Annotated in this window: 11 protein-coding genes, 2 pseudogenes and 1 riboswitch; of the genes and pseudogenes, 8 read left to right on the plus strand and 5 right to left on the minus strand. The window is 72.1% G+C overall.

What is annotated here, in order from left to right:
* Positions 1-54 precede the first annotated feature (54 nt).
* Positions 55-4,140, minus strand: a complete 4,086-nt coding sequence (gene treY, locus QUE51_RS18405) for a malto-oligosyltrehalose synthase (protein ID WP_434017200.1) — start codon at positions 4,138-4,140, stop codon at positions 55-57.
* Positions 4,137-6,364 (minus strand): annotated as a pseudogene (gene glgX / locus QUE51_RS11370) (glycogen debranching protein GlgX). Before glgX ends, treY begins: the two are co-directional and overlap by 4 nt.
* 117 nt (positions 6,365-6,481) lie before the next feature.
* Between glgX and QUE51_RS11375 the strand changes: the two are divergent.
* Entirely contained in the window at positions 6,482-6,808 is a 327-nt protein-coding gene (locus QUE51_RS11375; protein ID WP_286276516.1) for a spore germination protein GerW family protein, read from the plus strand.
* Between the two features lie 70 nt (positions 6,809-6,878).
* Here the strand turns inward: QUE51_RS11375 and QUE51_RS11380 are convergent, their stop codons facing one another.
* Positions 6,879-7,802, minus strand: a complete 924-nt coding sequence (locus QUE51_RS11380) for an LLM class F420-dependent oxidoreductase (protein WP_286276517.1) — start codon at positions 7,800-7,802, stop codon at positions 6,879-6,881.
* Between the two features lie 129 nt (positions 7,803-7,931).
* Between QUE51_RS11380 and QUE51_RS11385 the strand changes: the two genes are divergently transcribed.
* From QUE51_RS11385 to QUE51_RS11410, 6 genes and pseudogenes are all read left to right on the plus strand, one after another.
* The gene (locus tag QUE51_RS11385) at positions 7,932-9,335 is read left to right on the plus strand and encodes a sensor histidine kinase (RefSeq protein WP_286276518.1); all 1,404 of its coding nucleotides are present in this window, start codon (positions 7,932-7,934) and stop codon (positions 9,333-9,335) included.
* A 44-nt stretch (positions 9,336-9,379) separates the two neighbouring features.
* On the plus strand, positions 9,380-10,027 hold the full coding sequence (locus QUE51_RS11390) for a response regulator transcription factor (protein ID WP_286276519.1): 648 nt from the start codon (positions 9,380-9,382) through the stop codon (positions 10,025-10,027).
* Positions 10,028-10,061: 34 nt separating this feature from the next.
* Positions 10,062-10,170: riboswitch (TPP riboswitch) on the plus strand.
* A gap of 102 nt (positions 10,171-10,272) precedes the next feature.
* A complete protein-coding gene (locus QUE51_RS11395; protein ID WP_350226650.1) occupies positions 10,273-10,821 on the plus strand; it encodes an ECF transporter S component in 549 nt (182 codons plus the stop codon).
* Positions 10,818-12,290 (plus strand): annotated as a pseudogene (locus QUE51_RS11400) (ABC transporter ATP-binding protein). The gene QUE51_RS11395 and the pseudogene QUE51_RS11400 overlap by 4 nt, the downstream one beginning before the upstream one ends.
* A 62-nt stretch (positions 12,291-12,352) precedes the next feature.
* Positions 12,353-13,102 (plus strand): energy-coupling factor transporter transmembrane component T family protein, encoded by a 750-nt coding sequence (locus tag QUE51_RS11405; protein WP_286279364.1) that lies wholly within the window; start codon positions 12,353-12,355, stop codon positions 13,100-13,102.
* Positions 13,095-13,622, plus strand: a complete 528-nt coding sequence (locus QUE51_RS11410; RefSeq protein ID WP_286276520.1) for a nucleoside/nucleotide kinase family protein — start codon at positions 13,095-13,097, stop codon at positions 13,620-13,622. Before QUE51_RS11405 ends, QUE51_RS11410 begins: the two co-directional genes overlap by 8 nt.
* On the opposite strand, the gene QUE51_RS11415 is transcribed toward QUE51_RS11410, so the two are convergent.
* A complete protein-coding gene (locus QUE51_RS11415) occupies positions 13,606-14,670 on the minus strand; it encodes a D-alanyl-D-alanine carboxypeptidase family protein (RefSeq protein WP_286276521.1) in 1,065 nt (354 codons plus the stop codon). The two genes, QUE51_RS11410 and QUE51_RS11415, sit on opposite strands and share 17 nt — an antisense overlap.
* 233 nt (positions 14,671-14,903) lie before the next feature.
* On the opposite strand from QUE51_RS11415, the gene QUE51_RS11420 reads away from it, so the two are divergent.
* Positions 14,904-15,185, plus strand: coding sequence for a hypothetical protein (locus QUE51_RS11420; RefSeq protein ID WP_286276522.1), 282 nt, complete (start codon positions 14,904-14,906; stop codon positions 15,183-15,185).
* Between the two features lie 113 nt (positions 15,186-15,298).
* Here QUE51_RS11420 and QUE51_RS11425 read toward each other — a convergent pair whose 3' ends face one another.
* The gene (locus QUE51_RS11425; RefSeq protein ID WP_434017270.1) at positions 15,299-15,643 is read right to left on the minus strand and encodes a metallopeptidase family protein; all 345 of its coding nucleotides are present in this window, start codon (positions 15,641-15,643) and stop codon (positions 15,299-15,301) included.
* Between the last annotated feature and the right edge of the window lie 141 nt (positions 15,644-15,784).

Consider the following 15,784-nt stretch of genomic DNA (forward strand, 5'->3'; position numbering starts at 1 on the left):
GCCCAGTTCTGCGGCAACTCGGACGCGAGATGCCGCAGAACTGGGCAGTTCGGGCTACTCGCTCCGGACGAGGATCACCGCGGAGCGTGCCGGAAGCCGCATGGAGCCGTCCGGCAGGGCGGCGACGCCCGGGTCGGTGGCGAGCAGCGGCTCGCCCTCGAGGCCCAGGTCGACGGCGTTCTGCGCGAAGTTCACCGCGATGGCGATGCCGCCGCGGGCGAGCACGAGCCAGCGCTCGTCCTCGTCATAGTCGACGAACGTCTCGGTGAACCGCGGGTCGGTGAGCTCGGGCACCTCGTGGCGCAGCGCGATGAGGCGCTGATAGAGGTCGAGCATGCGCGTGTGCAGCCCGTCCTCGCCGTCCTCCGGGTAGGGCTCGGACCAGTTGAGCTTCGACCGCGTGAAGGTCTCCGGGTCCTGCGGGTCCGGCACGCTGGCCGGATCCCAGCCCATCTTCGCGAACTCCTCGATGCGGCCCTTCGCGGTCGCCTCGCCGAGCTCCTTCTCCGGGTGGGAGGTGAAGAACTGCCACGGCGTCGACGCGGCCCACTCCTCACCCATGAAGAGCATGGGGGAGAACGGGGAGGTCAGCGTGAGGACCGCCGCGATGGCGAGTCCGCCCTCGTCGAGCGTCGCGGGCAGCCGGTCGCCGGTCGCGCGGTTGCCGATCTGGTCGTGGTCCTGGGCGAACACGACGAGCCGGTACGTCGGCGTCTTCTCCAGGTCGAGCGGACGGCCGTGCACGCGGCCGCGGAAGGTGGAGAGGCTGCGGGCGTGGAAGAAGCCCTCCTCCAGAACCGTCGCGAGAGCGCGGATCGAGTTGAAGTCCTCGTAGTACCCGGTCGTCTCGCCCGTCAGGTTGACGTGCAGCGCGTGGTGGAAGTCGTCGCTCCACTGCGCGGTGAGGCCGTAGCCGTGCGCCTCCCGCGGCCGGATGAGCTGCGGGTTGTTCATGTCGGATTCGGCGATGAGGGTGAGCGGACGCCGGACGTGCGCGGACAGCGCGTTGACCTCCTCCGCCATCTCCTCGAGGATGTGCACGGCGCGGTGGTCGACGAGCGCGTGCACGGCATCGAGGCGCAGCCCGTCGACGTGGTAGTCATCGAGCCACATGAGGGCGTTGGAGAGGATGTAGTCGCGGACCTCGTCCGACTGCTCGCCGTCGAGGTTGACGGAGGACCCCCAGGTGTTGGCGCCGCCCTCGGAGAGGTACGGGCCGAACTCGGGCAGGTAGTTCCCGCTCGGGCCGAGGTGGTTGTAGACGACGTCCTGGATGACGCCGAGCCCGCGCTGGTGGCAGGCGTCGACGAACCGCTGGTACGCCTCGGGCCCTCCGTAGGTCTCCTGCACGGTGTACCAGAGGACCCCGTCGTAGCCCCAGTTGTGCGTGCCGTTGAAGCCGTTCACGGGGAGCACCTCGACCAGGTCGACGCCGAGGTCGACCAGATGGTCGAGGCGCGCGATGGCGGCGTCGAGCGTGCCCTCCGGGGTGAACGTGCCGATGTGCAGCTCGTAGATCACGCCGCCCGCGAGCTGACGGCCGGTCCAGGATCCGTCGCCCCAGGTGTAGGCGGACGGATCGAACGTGCGGCTGAGGCCGTGCACCCCGTCCGGCTGCCGCCGGGAGCGGGGGTCGGGACGTGGGGTGTCGCCGTCGCCGAGGAGGTAGCCGTAGTCGTGCTCGGCGCCGTCGGCGGGGATGTCGACCGTGTACCAGCCGCCTTCGCCGGCGGTCATCGGGTGCCGCTCCCCGTCGAGGACGAGCGTCACCGAGGACGCACGCGGCGCCCACACGTCGTAGGGGCTCATGGCTTGCCTCCGTCTTCCACCAGAAGGGCGACCGGATAGTCGGCGAGCACCTCGGACAGGCGCAGCGCGCCCCTGGTGACGCCGGCCGGTCAGGACATCGAGAACAGGGGCTGATCCGACCTCGAGCGCCGTCTCGCCCCAGCCGCCGCGCGATGCGAGGCCGACCGGGAGCCGCGTCGCCAGGGTCATCGCGCCACCGCGGTCGAAGGCGATGAGGTGCTCGGCCGCGGGGCCCGACGCGCTCAGCGGCGTGTAGCCGGCGAACAGCTCGGGACGGTCGCGGCGCAGCTTGAGCGCGGACGATGTGACGAGCAGCTTGGCGGCGCCCGTCTCATCGATCGGCGGCTTCGCCCCCGCGTCCACTTCGGCGAGGATGCGGCGTCGCTCCGCGAAGCCGACCTCGCGGCGGTTGTCCGGGTCGACGAGGGACGTCTCCCAGAGCTCGCTGCCCTGATAGACGTCGGGCACGCCGGGTGCGGTGAGCTGCAGCAGCTTGGCCGACAGCGAGTTCGACCAGCCGGGCGCGGAGACCCGGTCCACGAGGCGCTGGAGGATGGCCGACGCGCGCGGGTCGTCGAAGGCGGCGTCGATGAGCGCGTGCATGCGCTTCTCGAAGTCCTCGTCCGGTGCCGTCCAGGTGGTGGAGTTCCCGGCCTCGCGAGAGGCCTTCTCGGCATAGGCGTGCAGCCGCTCGCGGCTCGCGGGCCAGGCGCCGAGGATGGCCTGCCACAGCAGGTTCGCGAGCGGTCCGTCGCCGAGCGGCGCGAGATCGCTGAGCTCGAGCAGCGCGTCCGACCACTCGCCGGGGATCTCGGCGAGCACGCTGATGCGGGCGCGGACGTCCTCGCCGCGCTTGGTGTCGTGGGTGGACAGCGCCGTCATGGAGGCTGGGAACGTCTCCAGCCGGCGCTGCTGCCGGGCGTGGAAGGCGTCAGCCCCGATGCCGAACTCGGCCGGGTCCGCGCCCACCTCGGTGAGGCTCGTGAGCCGGGTGTAGCGGTAGAACGCGCAGTCCTCGACGCCCTTGGCCATGACCATGCCGGACGTCTGCTGGAAGCGGCGGGCGGCCGGCTGGGCCGGGTCGCCGAGCACGGGCATCAGCGCGTCGATGGTGTCGACGAGGTCCGGCCGGTGAGTCCGCGCGAGGGTCGCCGCCTCCTCGAGGTGCTCCCGCCCTTCCGGGAGGTAGGACCGGTAGACCGGGAAGCAGGCGAGCAGCTCGCCGATGGCGTCTGCGATCGCGTCCGCGGGGCCGGCGCTGCGGTCCACCGCATCGGCGACCTCGCGGTCGAGCCGGAGGACCTCGGAGTGCAGGATCCCGTCGGCCACGTCGCGCTTGGTGTCGTGGATCAGCTGGAACCAGTCGACCCGCTCGCCACCGCGCAGCTCCGCGTCGAGCGCGGTCAGCGGCGCCTCTCCCGCGGGGTCGACGAGGATGCGGTCGATGTCGGCGAGGGCGTCGTAGCCGGTGGTTCCGTCAGCGCGCCAGGATGGCGGCAGTTGCTCGTCGCCCTCGAGGATCTTCTCGACGAGCACGTAGACGCCGCCCGTGGCTTCTGCGAGGTCGTCGAGGTACTTGCCCGGATCGAAGAGCCCGTCCGGGTGGTCGATGCGGAGGCCGTCGGCGAGGCCCTCGCGGACCCAGCGCAGGATCTCCTCGTGCGACTCCGAGAAGACCGCGGGCAGCTCCACGCGCACCGCGGCGAGCGTGTTGACCGCGAAGAACCGGCGGTAGTTGAGGTCGTAGTCCGCGCGCCGCCAGTCGACCAGCTCGTAGTGCTGGCGGCCGTGAACCTCGACGGGGTCGTCGCCGAGCTTCCCGGTGCCGTCGGCGACCGGGAAGCGGTGGTCGTAGTAGCGCAGCTCGAGGCCGGTGTCGCCCTCCGCGAGCTCGAGGGCGGGAAGGTCGTCCGCGGAGCCGAGCACGGGGAGCCGCACCTTGCCGCCGCCGAAGTCCCAGTCCACGTCGAACGCGTCGCCGTAGCGGGAGTCCCGGCCGTTCTTCAGCAGGTCCCACCACCAGCGCGTGTGCACCGGGGTGGCGACGCCGACGTGGTTGGGCACGATGTCGATGAGGACGCCGAGCCCGTTCTTCCGCGCCGCCTCGACCGCCTGGGCGAGGCCCTCGGCGCCGCCCCGCGCGGGGTCCACCCGGGCGTGGTCGACCACGTCGTAGCCGTGGTCGGAGCCGGGCTCGGACTCGAGCAGGGGCGAGAAGTACAGCCAGTCGGCGCCGAGGGCGGCGACGTAGTCGGCGATCCCGGCCGTGGCGGCGAGGTCGAACGCCGCCCGGACCTGGACCCGGTAGGTCGAGACAGGGGTCGCGGTCACGGACGCGGCTCCGCGACGACCTTCGGACCCGCGGCGATGGCGGCGCCGACAGCGTCGGTCTGCGCCGCGGTCAGGACCGCGAGCGATGCCGCCACGGAGTGGTCCGGCTCGACCTCGGGCGCCGTGTGCGCCCTGAGCACCATCATCGACTTGCTCGCCACGGTGAGCTTCGAGCCGGCGACGTGCTCACCGGAGTCGGCGGCGACGCCGGCGGTGTCCACCACGACGTCCCAGCTCGCCTCGACGTGCTCGCTCGGCAGGGTGAACTCCACGTCGTCGTCGTCGGCGTTGAAGTAGACGAGGAAGTCGTCGTCGGTCACCTCGACGCCGCGGACGTCGCGCTGGCGGATGCCGTTGCCGTTCAGGAACATACCCATCGAGCGCACGTAGGCCGTGTCCCAGTCCTGCTCGGACATCTCGGTGCCGTCGCTCTTCACCCACATGACGTCGGGAACGGGGGCGCCCTCCTCACGCTCGACCGGTCGGCCGTCGAAGAAGCGGCTGCGCCGGAAGATCGGGTGGTCCTTGCGGAGCCGCGCGACGGCCGCGGTGAACTCGATGAGCGGCTGGTCCGCGCCCTCCCAGTGCTGCCAGCTGATCTCGCTGTCCTGGGCGTAGGTGTTGTTGTTGCCGCCCTGGGTCCGGCCGAGCTCGTCGCCGTGCAGGATCATCGGCACGCCCTGCGAGAGGAGCATCGTCGCGAGGAAGTTGCGCTGCTGCTTGGCGCGCAGGGTGAGCACCTCGGGGTCGTCGGTCGGGCCCTCCACGCCGGAGTTCCAGGAGCGGTTGTGCGACTCCCCGTCGTTGTTGTCCTCGCCGTTGGCCTCGTTGTGCTTCTCGTTGTACGCGACGAGGTCGGCGATCGTGAAGCCGTCGTGGGCGGTGACGAAGTTGATGGAGGCGACCGGCCGACGTCCGCTGTTCTCGTACAGGTCGGCGGAGCCCGTGAGGCGGGCGGCGAACTCGCCCAGCGTGGAGGGCTCTCCGCGCCAGAAGTCGCGGACGGTGTCGCGGAACTTGCCGTTCCACTCGGTCCACTGCGGAGGAAGTTGCCGACCTGGTAGCCGCCGGGGCCGACGTCCCAGGGCTCGGCGATCAGCTTGACCTGCGACACCACCGGATCCTGCTGCACGAGCTCGAAGAAGGTGGAGAGCCGGTCGACGTCGTAGAACTCCCGGGCGAGGGCCGAGGCGAGGTCGAAGCGGAAGCCGTCGACGCGCATCTCCGTCACCCAGTAGCGCAGGCTGTCCATGATCAGCTGCAGCGAGTGCGGGTGCCGGACATTGAGCGAGTTCCCGGTGCCGGTGTAGTCCATGTAGTACTGCTGGTCGTCCTCGACGAGCCGGTAGTACGCGGCGTTGTCGATGCCCTTGAAGCTGAGCGTGGGGCCGAGGTGGTTGCCCTCCGCGGTGTGGTTGTAGACCACGTCGAGGATGACCTCGATGCCGGCGGCGTGCATCGCCCGGATCATCGACTTGAACTCCGGCACCTGCTGGCCGAGGTCGCCCGACGAGGAGTACTCGTTGTGCGGCGCGAAGAAGCCGATGGTGTTGTAGCCCCAGTAGTTGCGGAGGCCCTTCTCGAGCAGCGTCGAGTCCTGCACGAACTGGTGCACGGGCATGAGCTCGATGGCGGTGACGCCGAGCTTCTGCAGGTGCTCGATGACGGCGGGGTGCCCGAGCGCCGCGTACTTGCCGCGCTGCTCCTCGGGGATGTCCGGGTGCAGGTTGGTGAGGCCCTTGACGTGGGCCTCGTAGATGATCGTCTCCGAGTAGGGCGTCTTCGGGTGGCGGTCGCCTGCCCAGTCGAAGAACGGGTTCACGACGACGCTCAGCATCACGTGCCCGGCGGAGTCGTCGTTGTTGACCGAGTCGGGGTCGCCGAAGTTGTAGGAGAACAGCGACTGGTCCCAGTCGTACTCGCCGGCCGTCGCCTTGGCGTAGGGGTCGAGCAGCACCTTGTTCGGGTTGCAGCGGGAGCCGTTCTTCGGGTCGTAGTCGCCGTGGACGCGATAGCCGTACCGCTGCCCGGGCTGCACCTGCGGGAGATAGGCGTGCCAGACGTATCCGTCGATGTCGATCAGCTCGACCCGCGTCTCAGTTCCGTCCTCATCGAAGAGGCAGAGCTCGACCTTCGTCGCCGCCTCACTGAAGAGGGCGAAGTTGGTACCGCTTCCGTCGAACGTCGCGCCGAGCGGGTATGCGGTTCCGGGCCATGCTTCCATCGGGTCTCCTGTCAGGGGGTTCCCTCCCAAACTACCGAGAAACGCTCGTGTGCCCGTTCCGCTTGACGGGGGCCGTGGGGGATGCGACGGCCCGGGCGCGCGCGTAGGGTACGCGGCATGACACAGCTCGTGGTCCGGCTCGGAGAGATGTTCACGGCGTTCGGAGCGAAGGCCGCGTACGGCGATCCCATCGAGGTCGACGGCAAGCGCATCGTGCCCGTCGCGCTGCTCTGGTACGGCTTCGGCGCCGGCAGCGACGAGGGGGAGGACGCCGCAGGCGGTGGCGGCGGCGGGGGCGCGACCATCCCCGTCGGCGCCTACGTGACCGTCGGCAACACGGTTCGCTTCCAGCCCAACGTGGTGGCTCTGTGCGCGGTCGCGATCCCGCTCACGATGGTCGCGGGCCGTGCCCTCTCCCGGGTGGTGAAGGCGCTCAAGAAGTAGCGCTGGTGGTGCGGACATCCGCACCCCCGCACGCGGCAGGCATCTGTCCGCAGGACCCGCGCGCCGGGGATCAGCGGAACGGGGCGACGAGCTCGGCGAGGAGCTCGAAGTGGTCCGTGTCCTCGAGGTCGAAGACCTGCAGGTACACGCGCGCCGCCCCCAGGTCGCGGAGGCGGCCGATGCGCTCGGTGACCTCCGCGACGGTGCCCCCGAGGTTCACCTCCCGCAGCCGGTCGGCGCCGCCGCCGGTGCGCTCGGCACGGCGCTGGAACTCCGCCTCCGTCGCGCCCACGACCGCGGTGAGGGCCACCGAGTACCGGAGGTCGTCCGGCTCCCGCTCGATGCGCTCGGCGGCCTCCCGGACCCGGCCGAACGCGGCGCGGATGTTCTCCTCGCGAGTGAACGGGATGTTGTACTCGGTCGCGTAGCGCGCGGCGAGCGCCGGCGTGCGCGTCTTCCCGCCGCCGCCGACGATGACGGGCACGCGCTCCTGCAGCGGCTTCGGCAGCGCGGGGGAGTCGGTCAGCGTGTAGTGGCGTCCTTCGAAGCTGAATCGCTCGCCGATCGGCGTCCCCCAGAGCCCGGTGATGACCGCCAGCTGCTCCTCGAGCAGGCCGAAGCGCTTCTCGGGGAACGGGATGCCGTACGCGGCGTGCTCCGCGGCGTACCACCCGGCGCCGAGGCCGAGCTCGACCCGGCCGCCCGACATGCGGTCGACCTGAGCGGCCTGAATGGCGAGCACGCCGGGCTGGCGGAAGGTCACCGACGAGACGAGGGTGCCGAGACGGATGCGCCGGGTCTCGCGAGCCAGGCCCGCAAGAGTCGTCCAGGCGTCGGTCGGGCCGGGGAGGCCGTCGTAGAAGGGCCCGGTGTGCAGGTAGTGGTCGCTGCGGAACCAGCCGTCGAAGCCGAGCCGCTCGGCGGCCTGCGCGCTCCCGAGGAGGGTGTCGTACTCGTAGCCCTGCTGGGGCTCGGTGAAGAGGCAGAATTCCATCGAACCAGCCTAGGAGGGCGGGGGTTATCCCCTCCCGATCCGGTTGCCCGCCGCATGCCGCCCGGGAAGGCCGTTGGCCACGCTGGAAGAGCCCCGGCACCGGGACAATGAGCAGCGAAAGGCACGCGCATGACCACCTCGACTCCGGCTCCCGCCTCGGCGGGAGCGTCGTCCGTCCCCGCACCCGCGGAGCGGCGGCGCACCACGTACGGCCGGCTGTGGGCCGGCGTTCCCCGCGACCTCCTCTTCCTGCTGCCGACCCTCGTGGTCGTCCTTGTCGGCATGATCGCGGTCTCCACCCTGTTCTCGATCGGCACGGGGCTGCTCGCGATCGTGATCGGGCTGCCCGCCGTGCTGGCAGCGCTCTTCGTCTCCCGCTGGTTCGGCATGCTCGAGGTGATCCGCCTCGAAGCCGCCGGGCGGCCGGCGATCCCGCGACCCCGGTGGCCGCGCTGGGGCTTCGGCTCGTGGCGGGAGTTCTTCGCGCCGTTCATCGACGGCCACTACTGGCTGGCGCTGCTCCACACCATGGTCGTGAACGCGACGGTCGGGGTCATCACCTGGACCATCTCGTTCACCTGGCTGACCACCGGACTGGGCGGTGTCAGCTACTGGTTCTGGAACCGGTGGCTGCCGACCGACGACCGTGACTGGAACTTCCTGGACGCGGTGATCGGCTGGGCCGCGCCCGGCGCCCGGTCCGGGCTCTCGCAGGATCAGGCGGAGGGCGTGTTCTGGTTCGTCGCCGGCGCGCTCCTGCTGCTGACGCTGCCGTTCGTGACGCGCGGCCTCGTGCTGGTGCACTGGTGGATCGCGCGGGGGATGCTCGCCGCCTTCCCGAGCGAGGCGCTCCGTCAGCAGGTCAGCGGGCTGGCGTCCTCCCGCACCGCCGCCGTCGCCGCGGAGGGCACCGCGCTCCGCCGCCTCGAGCGCGACATCCACGACGGCCCCCAGCAGCGGCTGGTGCGCATGCAGATGGACCTGGCCGCCGCCGACCGTCAGCTCGCGGCCGACCCTGAAGCGGCGCGGGCGCTGCTCGCGGGGGCGATGCAGCAGGCTCGGGACGCCCTCGACGAGCTGCGGGCGATCTCCCGCGGCTTCGCGCCGCCGATCCTTCTCGACCGGGGTCTCGTCGCGGCGCTGGAATCCCTCGCCGTGCGCAGCACCGTCCCGACCCGGGTCGTCGCGGAGCTGCCCGAGGGCTTCGAGCTGCCCGCCGAGCTCGAGCGCAACGCCTACTTCGTCGCGGCGGAGGCCCTGACCAACGTCGCGAAGCACAGCGGCGCGACCGGTGCCGAGGTCCGCGTGACCCTGCGCCGGGTGCCGGACGGGGACGCGACCTGGCTCGAGGTGGTCGTCTCCGACGACGGACGCGGCGGCGCGGTCGCCGTCCCCGGGCACGGCATCGCGGGGCTCCAGGAACGGGCGCACGGTCTCGGCGGAACGCTCGCCGTGTCGAGCCCCGCCGGCGGACCGACCGTGCTCACGGCCACCTTCCCGCTGACCTCGGAGCTTCCCGGCTCGGTGCGCTGAGCTCCGCCCAGGCGACCCGCTCGTCCGCCCCTAGGCTGGGGCGGATGAGCGGGTTGCGCGTGCTGGTGGCGGACGACTCGGTGCTCCTCCGTGAGGGACTCGTGCGGGTCCTCGGCGAGGCGGGGCACTCGGTGGTCGGCGCCTACGGCGACGCGGCCGGTCTCCTCAGGGAGGCGGCCGACCTCGCTCCCGACCTGGTCGTCCTCGACGTGAGGATGCCGCCGACCTTCCGCGACGAGGGAGTGCGCGCCGCGCTCGAGCTCCGCTCCCGGCTGCCCGGCACCGCCATCCTGCTGCTGTCGCAGTACGTCGAGGTGGCGTACGCGCAGGAGCTGCTCGGCTCCGGGCGCGGCGGGGTCGGGTACCTGCTCAAGGACCGGGTCGCCTCGCTCGCCGAGCTCGAGGACGCCATCGAGCGGATCGCCGGCGGCGGCACGGTTCTCGACCCGGAGGTCGTCGCCCAGCTCATCGGCCGGCGCAACGATCCGCTGTCCACGCTGACCCCTCGCGAGCGCGAGGTCCTGCAGCTGATGGCGGAGGGGCGCACCAACGCCGCCATCGCGGAGGCCCTCTTCATCGGGGTCGGCGCGGTGGAGAAGAACGTCACCTCGATCTTCGGCAAGCTCGGGCTCGAGGACTCCGGCGGCGATCACCGCCGCGTGCTCGCCGTGCTCACCTGGCTGCAGCGCTGAGGCCCGTCGCCGCGCCGACGGCGGCGAGCTAGGATCGGGGCAACACGGGAGTCCGGTGAGCCGGGCTGAGAGGAAGCTTCTCCAAGCTTCGACCGTCGAACCTGATCTGGATCATGCCAGCGCAGGGAGGCATCTCTTCTAACCCGTGCCCTCTTTTCCTACGAAAGGGCACGAACAGTGACCAGCACCACCCTTCCCCCACCCGTCGGCGCCAGACCCTCCGGTGGCGGGTCGTCGACATCGTCGTGGCCGCCGTGATCGGCGTCGCCGCAGGCTTCGTGTTCCTCGCCTGGAACTTCGGCTACCAGCTGCCGGGCGCGTTCCTCGAGGCGAGCCTCCCCGGACTGCAGGGCCTCGTGAACGGCGTCTGGCTGTTCGCGGGCGTCCTCGGCGGCATCATCATCCGCAAGCCGGGAGCCGCGGTCTTCACCGAGGTCGTCGCCGCGATGGTCTCCGCGCTCGCCGGAGCGCAGTGGGGTCCGCTGACCATCGAGTCGGGCCTCGTCCAGGGTCTCGGCGCAGAGCTCGTGCTGCTCGCGGTCCTCTACGCCCGCTGGAACATCGGAGTCGCCGTCGCGGCCGGAGCCGCCGCCGGCCTGTTCGGTGCGGTCAACGACCTGATCTTCTGGTACGCCGGCTCCGCCCCGGCGTTCGCGGGCATCTACGTGCTCACCTCTCTCATCTCGGGCGGCGCCATCGCAGGCGCCCTGTCCTGGGTCCTCGCGCGCGCGATCGCCCGGACCGGCGCGCTTAGCCGGTTCGCCGCCGGTCGCGAAGCGCAGCCCGCGGCCTGACCGCCGTGGAGGGGCTGCGCCCGGCGGGCCTGGTCGCGAGCGGCTGGGGCTGGCGCCACGCATCGCGGCGCCGCTTCGCCGTGCGCGGCCTCGACCTGACCGTCGAACCGGGGGAGCGGGTCCTGCTCCTCGGGCCGTCCGGCGCCGGCAAGTCGACACTCCTCGCCGGCATCGCCGGAATCCTCGGCGGCGCCGACGAGGGCGAGCAGGAGGAAGCCTGCTGCTCGACGGACGGCCACCTGGCGACTCTCGGGGCCGCGCGGGGCTCGTCCAGCAGGACCCCGACGCGGGCGTGATCCTCGCCCGCGTCGGCGACGACGTCGCCTTCGGCTGCGAGAACCTCGGAGTCCCGGCGTCCGAGATATGGGTGCGCGTCGACGAGGCACTCGAGGAGGTCGGGCTCCGGCTGCCTCGTCGCACGCCGACCTCGCACCTGTCGGGCGGGCAGAAGCAGCGGCTTTCGCTCGCCGGGGTGCTGGCCATGCGCCCCGGCATCGTGCTCCTCGACGAGCCCACCGCCAACCTCGACCCGGACGGCGTGGCCGAGGTGCGGGACGCCGTTGCCCGGCTGGTGGAGCGCACCGGCTCGACGCTCGTCGTGGTCGAGCACCGCACGGAGGTGTGGGCCGGCCTCGTGGACCGCGTCGTCGTGCTGGAGCCGGGTGCGGGTGTGCGGACGGACGGACCGCCCGAGGTCGTCCTCGCCGAGAGGGACCTCCTGCGTCAGGGCGTGTGGATCCCGGGGGAGCGCCCGACCTCCCCGGACGTGCTCCGCGAGCGCAGGGGGAGGTGCTCCTGAGCGGCGAGCGGCTCACGGTCGGGAGGGAGCGCCGGCCCGTTCTCGCCCTCGAGGAGCCGGTGCGAGTCGCGGCAGGAGCGGCGCTCGCCGTCACGGGTCCCAACGGCTCCGGCAAGAGCACCCTCGCCCTGACCCTGGCGGGGCTGCTCCGGCCGCTCGGCGGCGAGGTAGTCGCCGCTCCAATGCTTGCCGCGGGGGCGCCGGCCGCCCCGATCCGGTGGTCGTCCCGCCAGTTGCTCTCGCGGATCGGGACGGTCTTCCAGAATCCGGAGCACCAGTTCCTCGCCGCCGAGGTCGCGGCCGAGCTCGCGGTCGGGCCGCGCGCCCTCGGCCTGCCCGCCGCGGCGGTGGATGCCCGGGTGACGGAGCTCCTCGATCGGCTCGGTCTCGCGCCCTTGGCCGGGGCGAACCCCTTCACTCTCTCCGGGGTGAGAAGCGTCGCCTGTCCGTGGCGACGGCGATCGCGACCCGGCCGCAGGTCGTCGTGCTCGACGAGCCGACCTTCGGGCAGGACCCGGGAACTTGGCGGGAGCTGCTGCTCCTGCTCCGCGACCTGCTCGACGAGGGCATCGGGCTCGTCGCCGTCACCCACGACGCCGCGTTCGCCGCAGGCGTCGGCGCGGTCGAGCTCGCCGTCGGCACGCGTCCGCTCGTCGGGGAGCGACCGTGACCGCGGGGACGGCCGCGGCCGCCCGGACTCCGGCCGTCGCCCCTGCGGCCGGCCGCTGGTCCCTGGCCGGCGCCAACCCGGTCGCCAAGCTGGCCGCCTCGACCGTGCTCGCCGTCGCCCTCGTGCTTACCCTCGACTGGGTCTCCGCGACGGTCGCCCTGGTGCTCGAACTCGCCGTCCTCCCCTTTGCGGGAGTGCCGTGGCACCACCTGTGGCGGCGCACGGCGGCCGTGTGGCTCGGCGCGCCCCTCACCGGCTTGACGATCCTGCTCTACGGCCGCTCGAGCGGCACCGTCTACGCCGAGTGGGCCCTGGTCCGGATCTCCGACGGCTCGATCGAGCTCGCGATCGCCACCGTGCTGCGCGTGCTGGCGATCGGGCTGCCCGCGGTCGTGCTCTTCCTCACCGTGGATGCGACGGAACTGGCCGACGGACTCGCCCAGATCGTGCGACTGCCCGCCCGATTCGTGCTCGGCGCCCTCGCCGGCTTCCGGCTGCTCGGCCTCTTCGCCGAGGACTGGCGTTCCCTCGAGCTCGCACGACGGGCGCGCGGTGTGGCGGACCGCGGACGCGTGCGCCGCTTCGCGGGGCAGGCCTTCGCCCTGCTCGTGCTCGCCATCAGGCGGGGCAGCACTCTGGCGACCGCCATGGAGGCCCGCGGATTCGGGGCGCCCGGCCCCCGCACCTGGGCCCGCGCCTCGGTGCTCGCGCGCGGCGACCTCCTCCTCATCGCGGGCGCCGCTCTCGTCGCGGCTGCCGCTCTCACGGCCGCGACGTTGAGCGGGCACTGGAACTTCATCGCCGGTGCCTGAGCTCAACGACCTGGTGCTCAGCATCCGCGCCGCCGGGATCCCGCCCGTCGTGCTTCTCGACGGAGGCTCGGGAGCGGGCAAGAGCACGCTGGCCAGAGTGCTCGCGCCCGCCCTGGGCGCGGAGCTCGTGCGTCTCGACGACCTGTACCCCGGGTGGGACGGGCTGCAGGCGGCGAGCCGTGCCGTGGCGGATGAGCTGCTCCCGCGTCGGCGGTGGCGCCGCTGGGACTGGGCCTCCGGCCGATCCGCGGAATGGCACGAGCTCGACCCGTCCGCGCCGCTCCTCGTCGAGGGCGCGGGCGCGCTCAGCCGCGCCAGCCGGCAGCTCGCCACCTTCGCACTCTGGATCGACCTGGAGCCGGGGGAGCGGAAGCGGCGTGCGCTCGAGCGGGACGGCGACGTCTTCGCCCCCCATTGGGACCGCTGGGCGGCGCAAGAGGACGCCTTCTTCTCCCGAGAGCGGCCCGACCTCCTCGCCGACCTCATCCTCGACGGGGAGACGATCAGCTCTTTCCGGTGACCCAGTCGACGAACCTGGGCACGACCACCGAAGGGGTGAAGAGCCGCCACAGCGGGCCGGGGTCCGCGAGCGCATGGTCGAGGACGACGGCGCTCGTCTGCGCCCCCTCGCGGGTCTCGATCGTGGCGGTGCCGACGCGCGTGCCCCTGCCCGCCGTGGTCACCTCACGGGTCTTCGCCGCGACCGGTGCCGACCGGCCGCCCCAATCGGTTCCACGCAGCTCGTCCCGCACGACCGCGTTCGCGGTTGCTCCCCAGGCGGTCTCGTACCGGGCGACCGGGGCCCCGGGCTCAACGAGCACATGAGCCGTTATCGAGGCGGGGACGGAGGCGAGGAAGGCATCCAGGTCGGTGTCCAGGTCGTCGTAGGACGGCTCGCCGAGGAAGGAACCGTAGACCCGGATCGTCTCGTCGCCGACCTCGACGGGGACGGCGAACAGCAGGCAGACCCCGGCCTCGTCGGTGTAGCTGCGCGACACCGAGATGATGCCGTCGGTCGTGCGGTAGCGGATGTCGTTCTGGAAGGTCGCCCCGCGGGTGGTAGTGACGAGGTCGAGCGACAGCGTCTCGCTGAGGAACGGGTCCGCCAGCGCCAGCGCGGAGAGGCGGGCGAGATCCGCGCCGGAGCCGACGCTCTCGGGCGAGAGACCGGTCGGGTCGACGACGTGCACGGTGGTCATGCCGTGCTCGGTGAGCCACGCCTCGGCAGCGGCGAGGTAGCCGTCGAGCGATCCGTACGCCCAGCGCGCGAGCATCTCGGCGTGGTTGTTGCTCGACGCCAGGAGCATCGCCTGGAGCGCCTCCCGCTCGGTCCACGTGTCGCCGGCGACGACTCGCACGGACCGGGTCCCCTCCGCGGAGTAGCGCTGGTAGGCGGCGAAATCCTGGGCGGTCACCGGCACGGCGGGTCCGCTGCGGCCGGCCTCGAGCGGGTGCTCGTCGAGCACCAGCAGGGCGGTGAGGATCTTCGCCGTGGCCGCGATCGGAACCGCGGACGTCGCGCCGAGTGGCTCCTCGTCCGCGCCCAGCGCGACTCCCGCCGAGCCCACCTGGGGCAGCGCCGGGGAGGAGTCTCGACGGGCGCCGTCTGCAGGTCGAGAGCCACCACGCGAGCAGCGGGAAGCGGCGCCAGCAGGGCGACAGGACCGTAGATCGCCGCCGCCAGAAGCAGGACCGCGCCTCCGGCGACCAGCACCCGATTCCGCTCCCGCCCCGCCATGCGCTGAGGCTAGCGGCGACCGCGGGGGCGGCCGGGGGCGAACCGCCGCGGTAACGTGGAGGCATGAGCGATGCGCAGCCCGAGGTCCCCGTCAGCAAGGAGTACATCGCCGAGTTCGTCGACGGTCCCTTCGAGGGCCGTGTCGAGCACCGCGTGCTCGTCGACGGCAAGACCGACGACGAGATCAGCGAGATGGCGACCGTCGGCGGTCAGGACCGCCTGTTCTGGTACGTCGCCGAGGGCGCGCGCGAGGTGCAGGGCGTCCAGCACGTCCGCTACCGCCTCGACGCGCGCGACAGCGACCAGGTGCACGGCAACGACGAGGTCGACTCCTACCGCTTCTGAGGTCCGCCTCCCGCGCCTGACCGGATCACGGAGCTCCGCACCGGCACGGGCCGGAATCCGCATGACCAGGTCCGCGGAGCTCCGAAGCCCCGTGATCCGGTCAGTGCGGGGAGTCAGTCCCAGCCGAGCGCATGCAGTCGCTCGTCGTCGATGCCGTAGTAGTGCGCGATCTCGTGCACCAGCGTGATGTGGATCTCGTCCCTCAGCTCGTCGAGGTCCTCGCAGATCGCGAGCAGCGGCTCGCGGAACAGGATGATCCGGTCCGGCATCTCGCCGAGGCCGTAGCGGTCGCGCTCGGTCAGGGCGACCCCGTCGTACGTGCCCAGGGTGTCGAGCGAGCCGTCCTCGGGGCGGTCCTCGACGACGAACACCACGTTCTCCAGGCCGTCGACCATGTCGTCGGGCAGCTCGTCGAGCTCCGCGACCACGAGGCGCTCGAACTCGTCGGCGTCCAGCACGAGTCCCGTCGCGCCACCTTCCTCGGCCTCGCGGACACCGTCGGCCGAAGGCGGGTCCTGCCGGTCGGGATCGCCGAGGGCCGGGTCCGCGTCCATGCCGTCACCCTACCCAGCGCTGCCCGGGGCAGCGGCGAGCGGGAG

It is taken from the genome of Naasia aerilata, assembly GCF_030296595.1.
GTDB lineage: Bacteria > Actinomycetota > Actinomycetes > Actinomycetales > Microbacteriaceae > Naasia > Naasia aerilata.

Excerpts from the sequence above, each read along its gene's own strand:
- QUE51_RS11385 (WP_286276518.1), top strand. The coding sequence starts at position 7,932 with ATGACCACCTCGACTCCGGCTCCCGCCTCGGCGGGAGCGTCGTCCGTC.
- QUE51_RS11390 (WP_286276519.1), top strand. The coding sequence starts at position 9,380 with ATGAGCGGGTTGCGCGTGCTGGTGGCGGACGACTCGGTGCTCCTCCGT.
- QUE51_RS11380 (WP_286276517.1), bottom strand. The coding sequence starts at position 7,802 with ATGGAATTCTGCCTCTTCACCGAGCCCCAGCAGGGCTACGAGTACGAC.
- QUE51_RS11420 (WP_286276522.1), top strand. The coding sequence starts at position 14,904 with ATGAGCGATGCGCAGCCCGAGGTCCCCGTCAGCAAGGAGTACATCGCC.
- QUE51_RS11375 (WP_286276516.1), top strand. The coding sequence starts at position 6,482 with ATGACACAGCTCGTGGTCCGGCTCGGAGAGATGTTCACGGCGTTCGGA.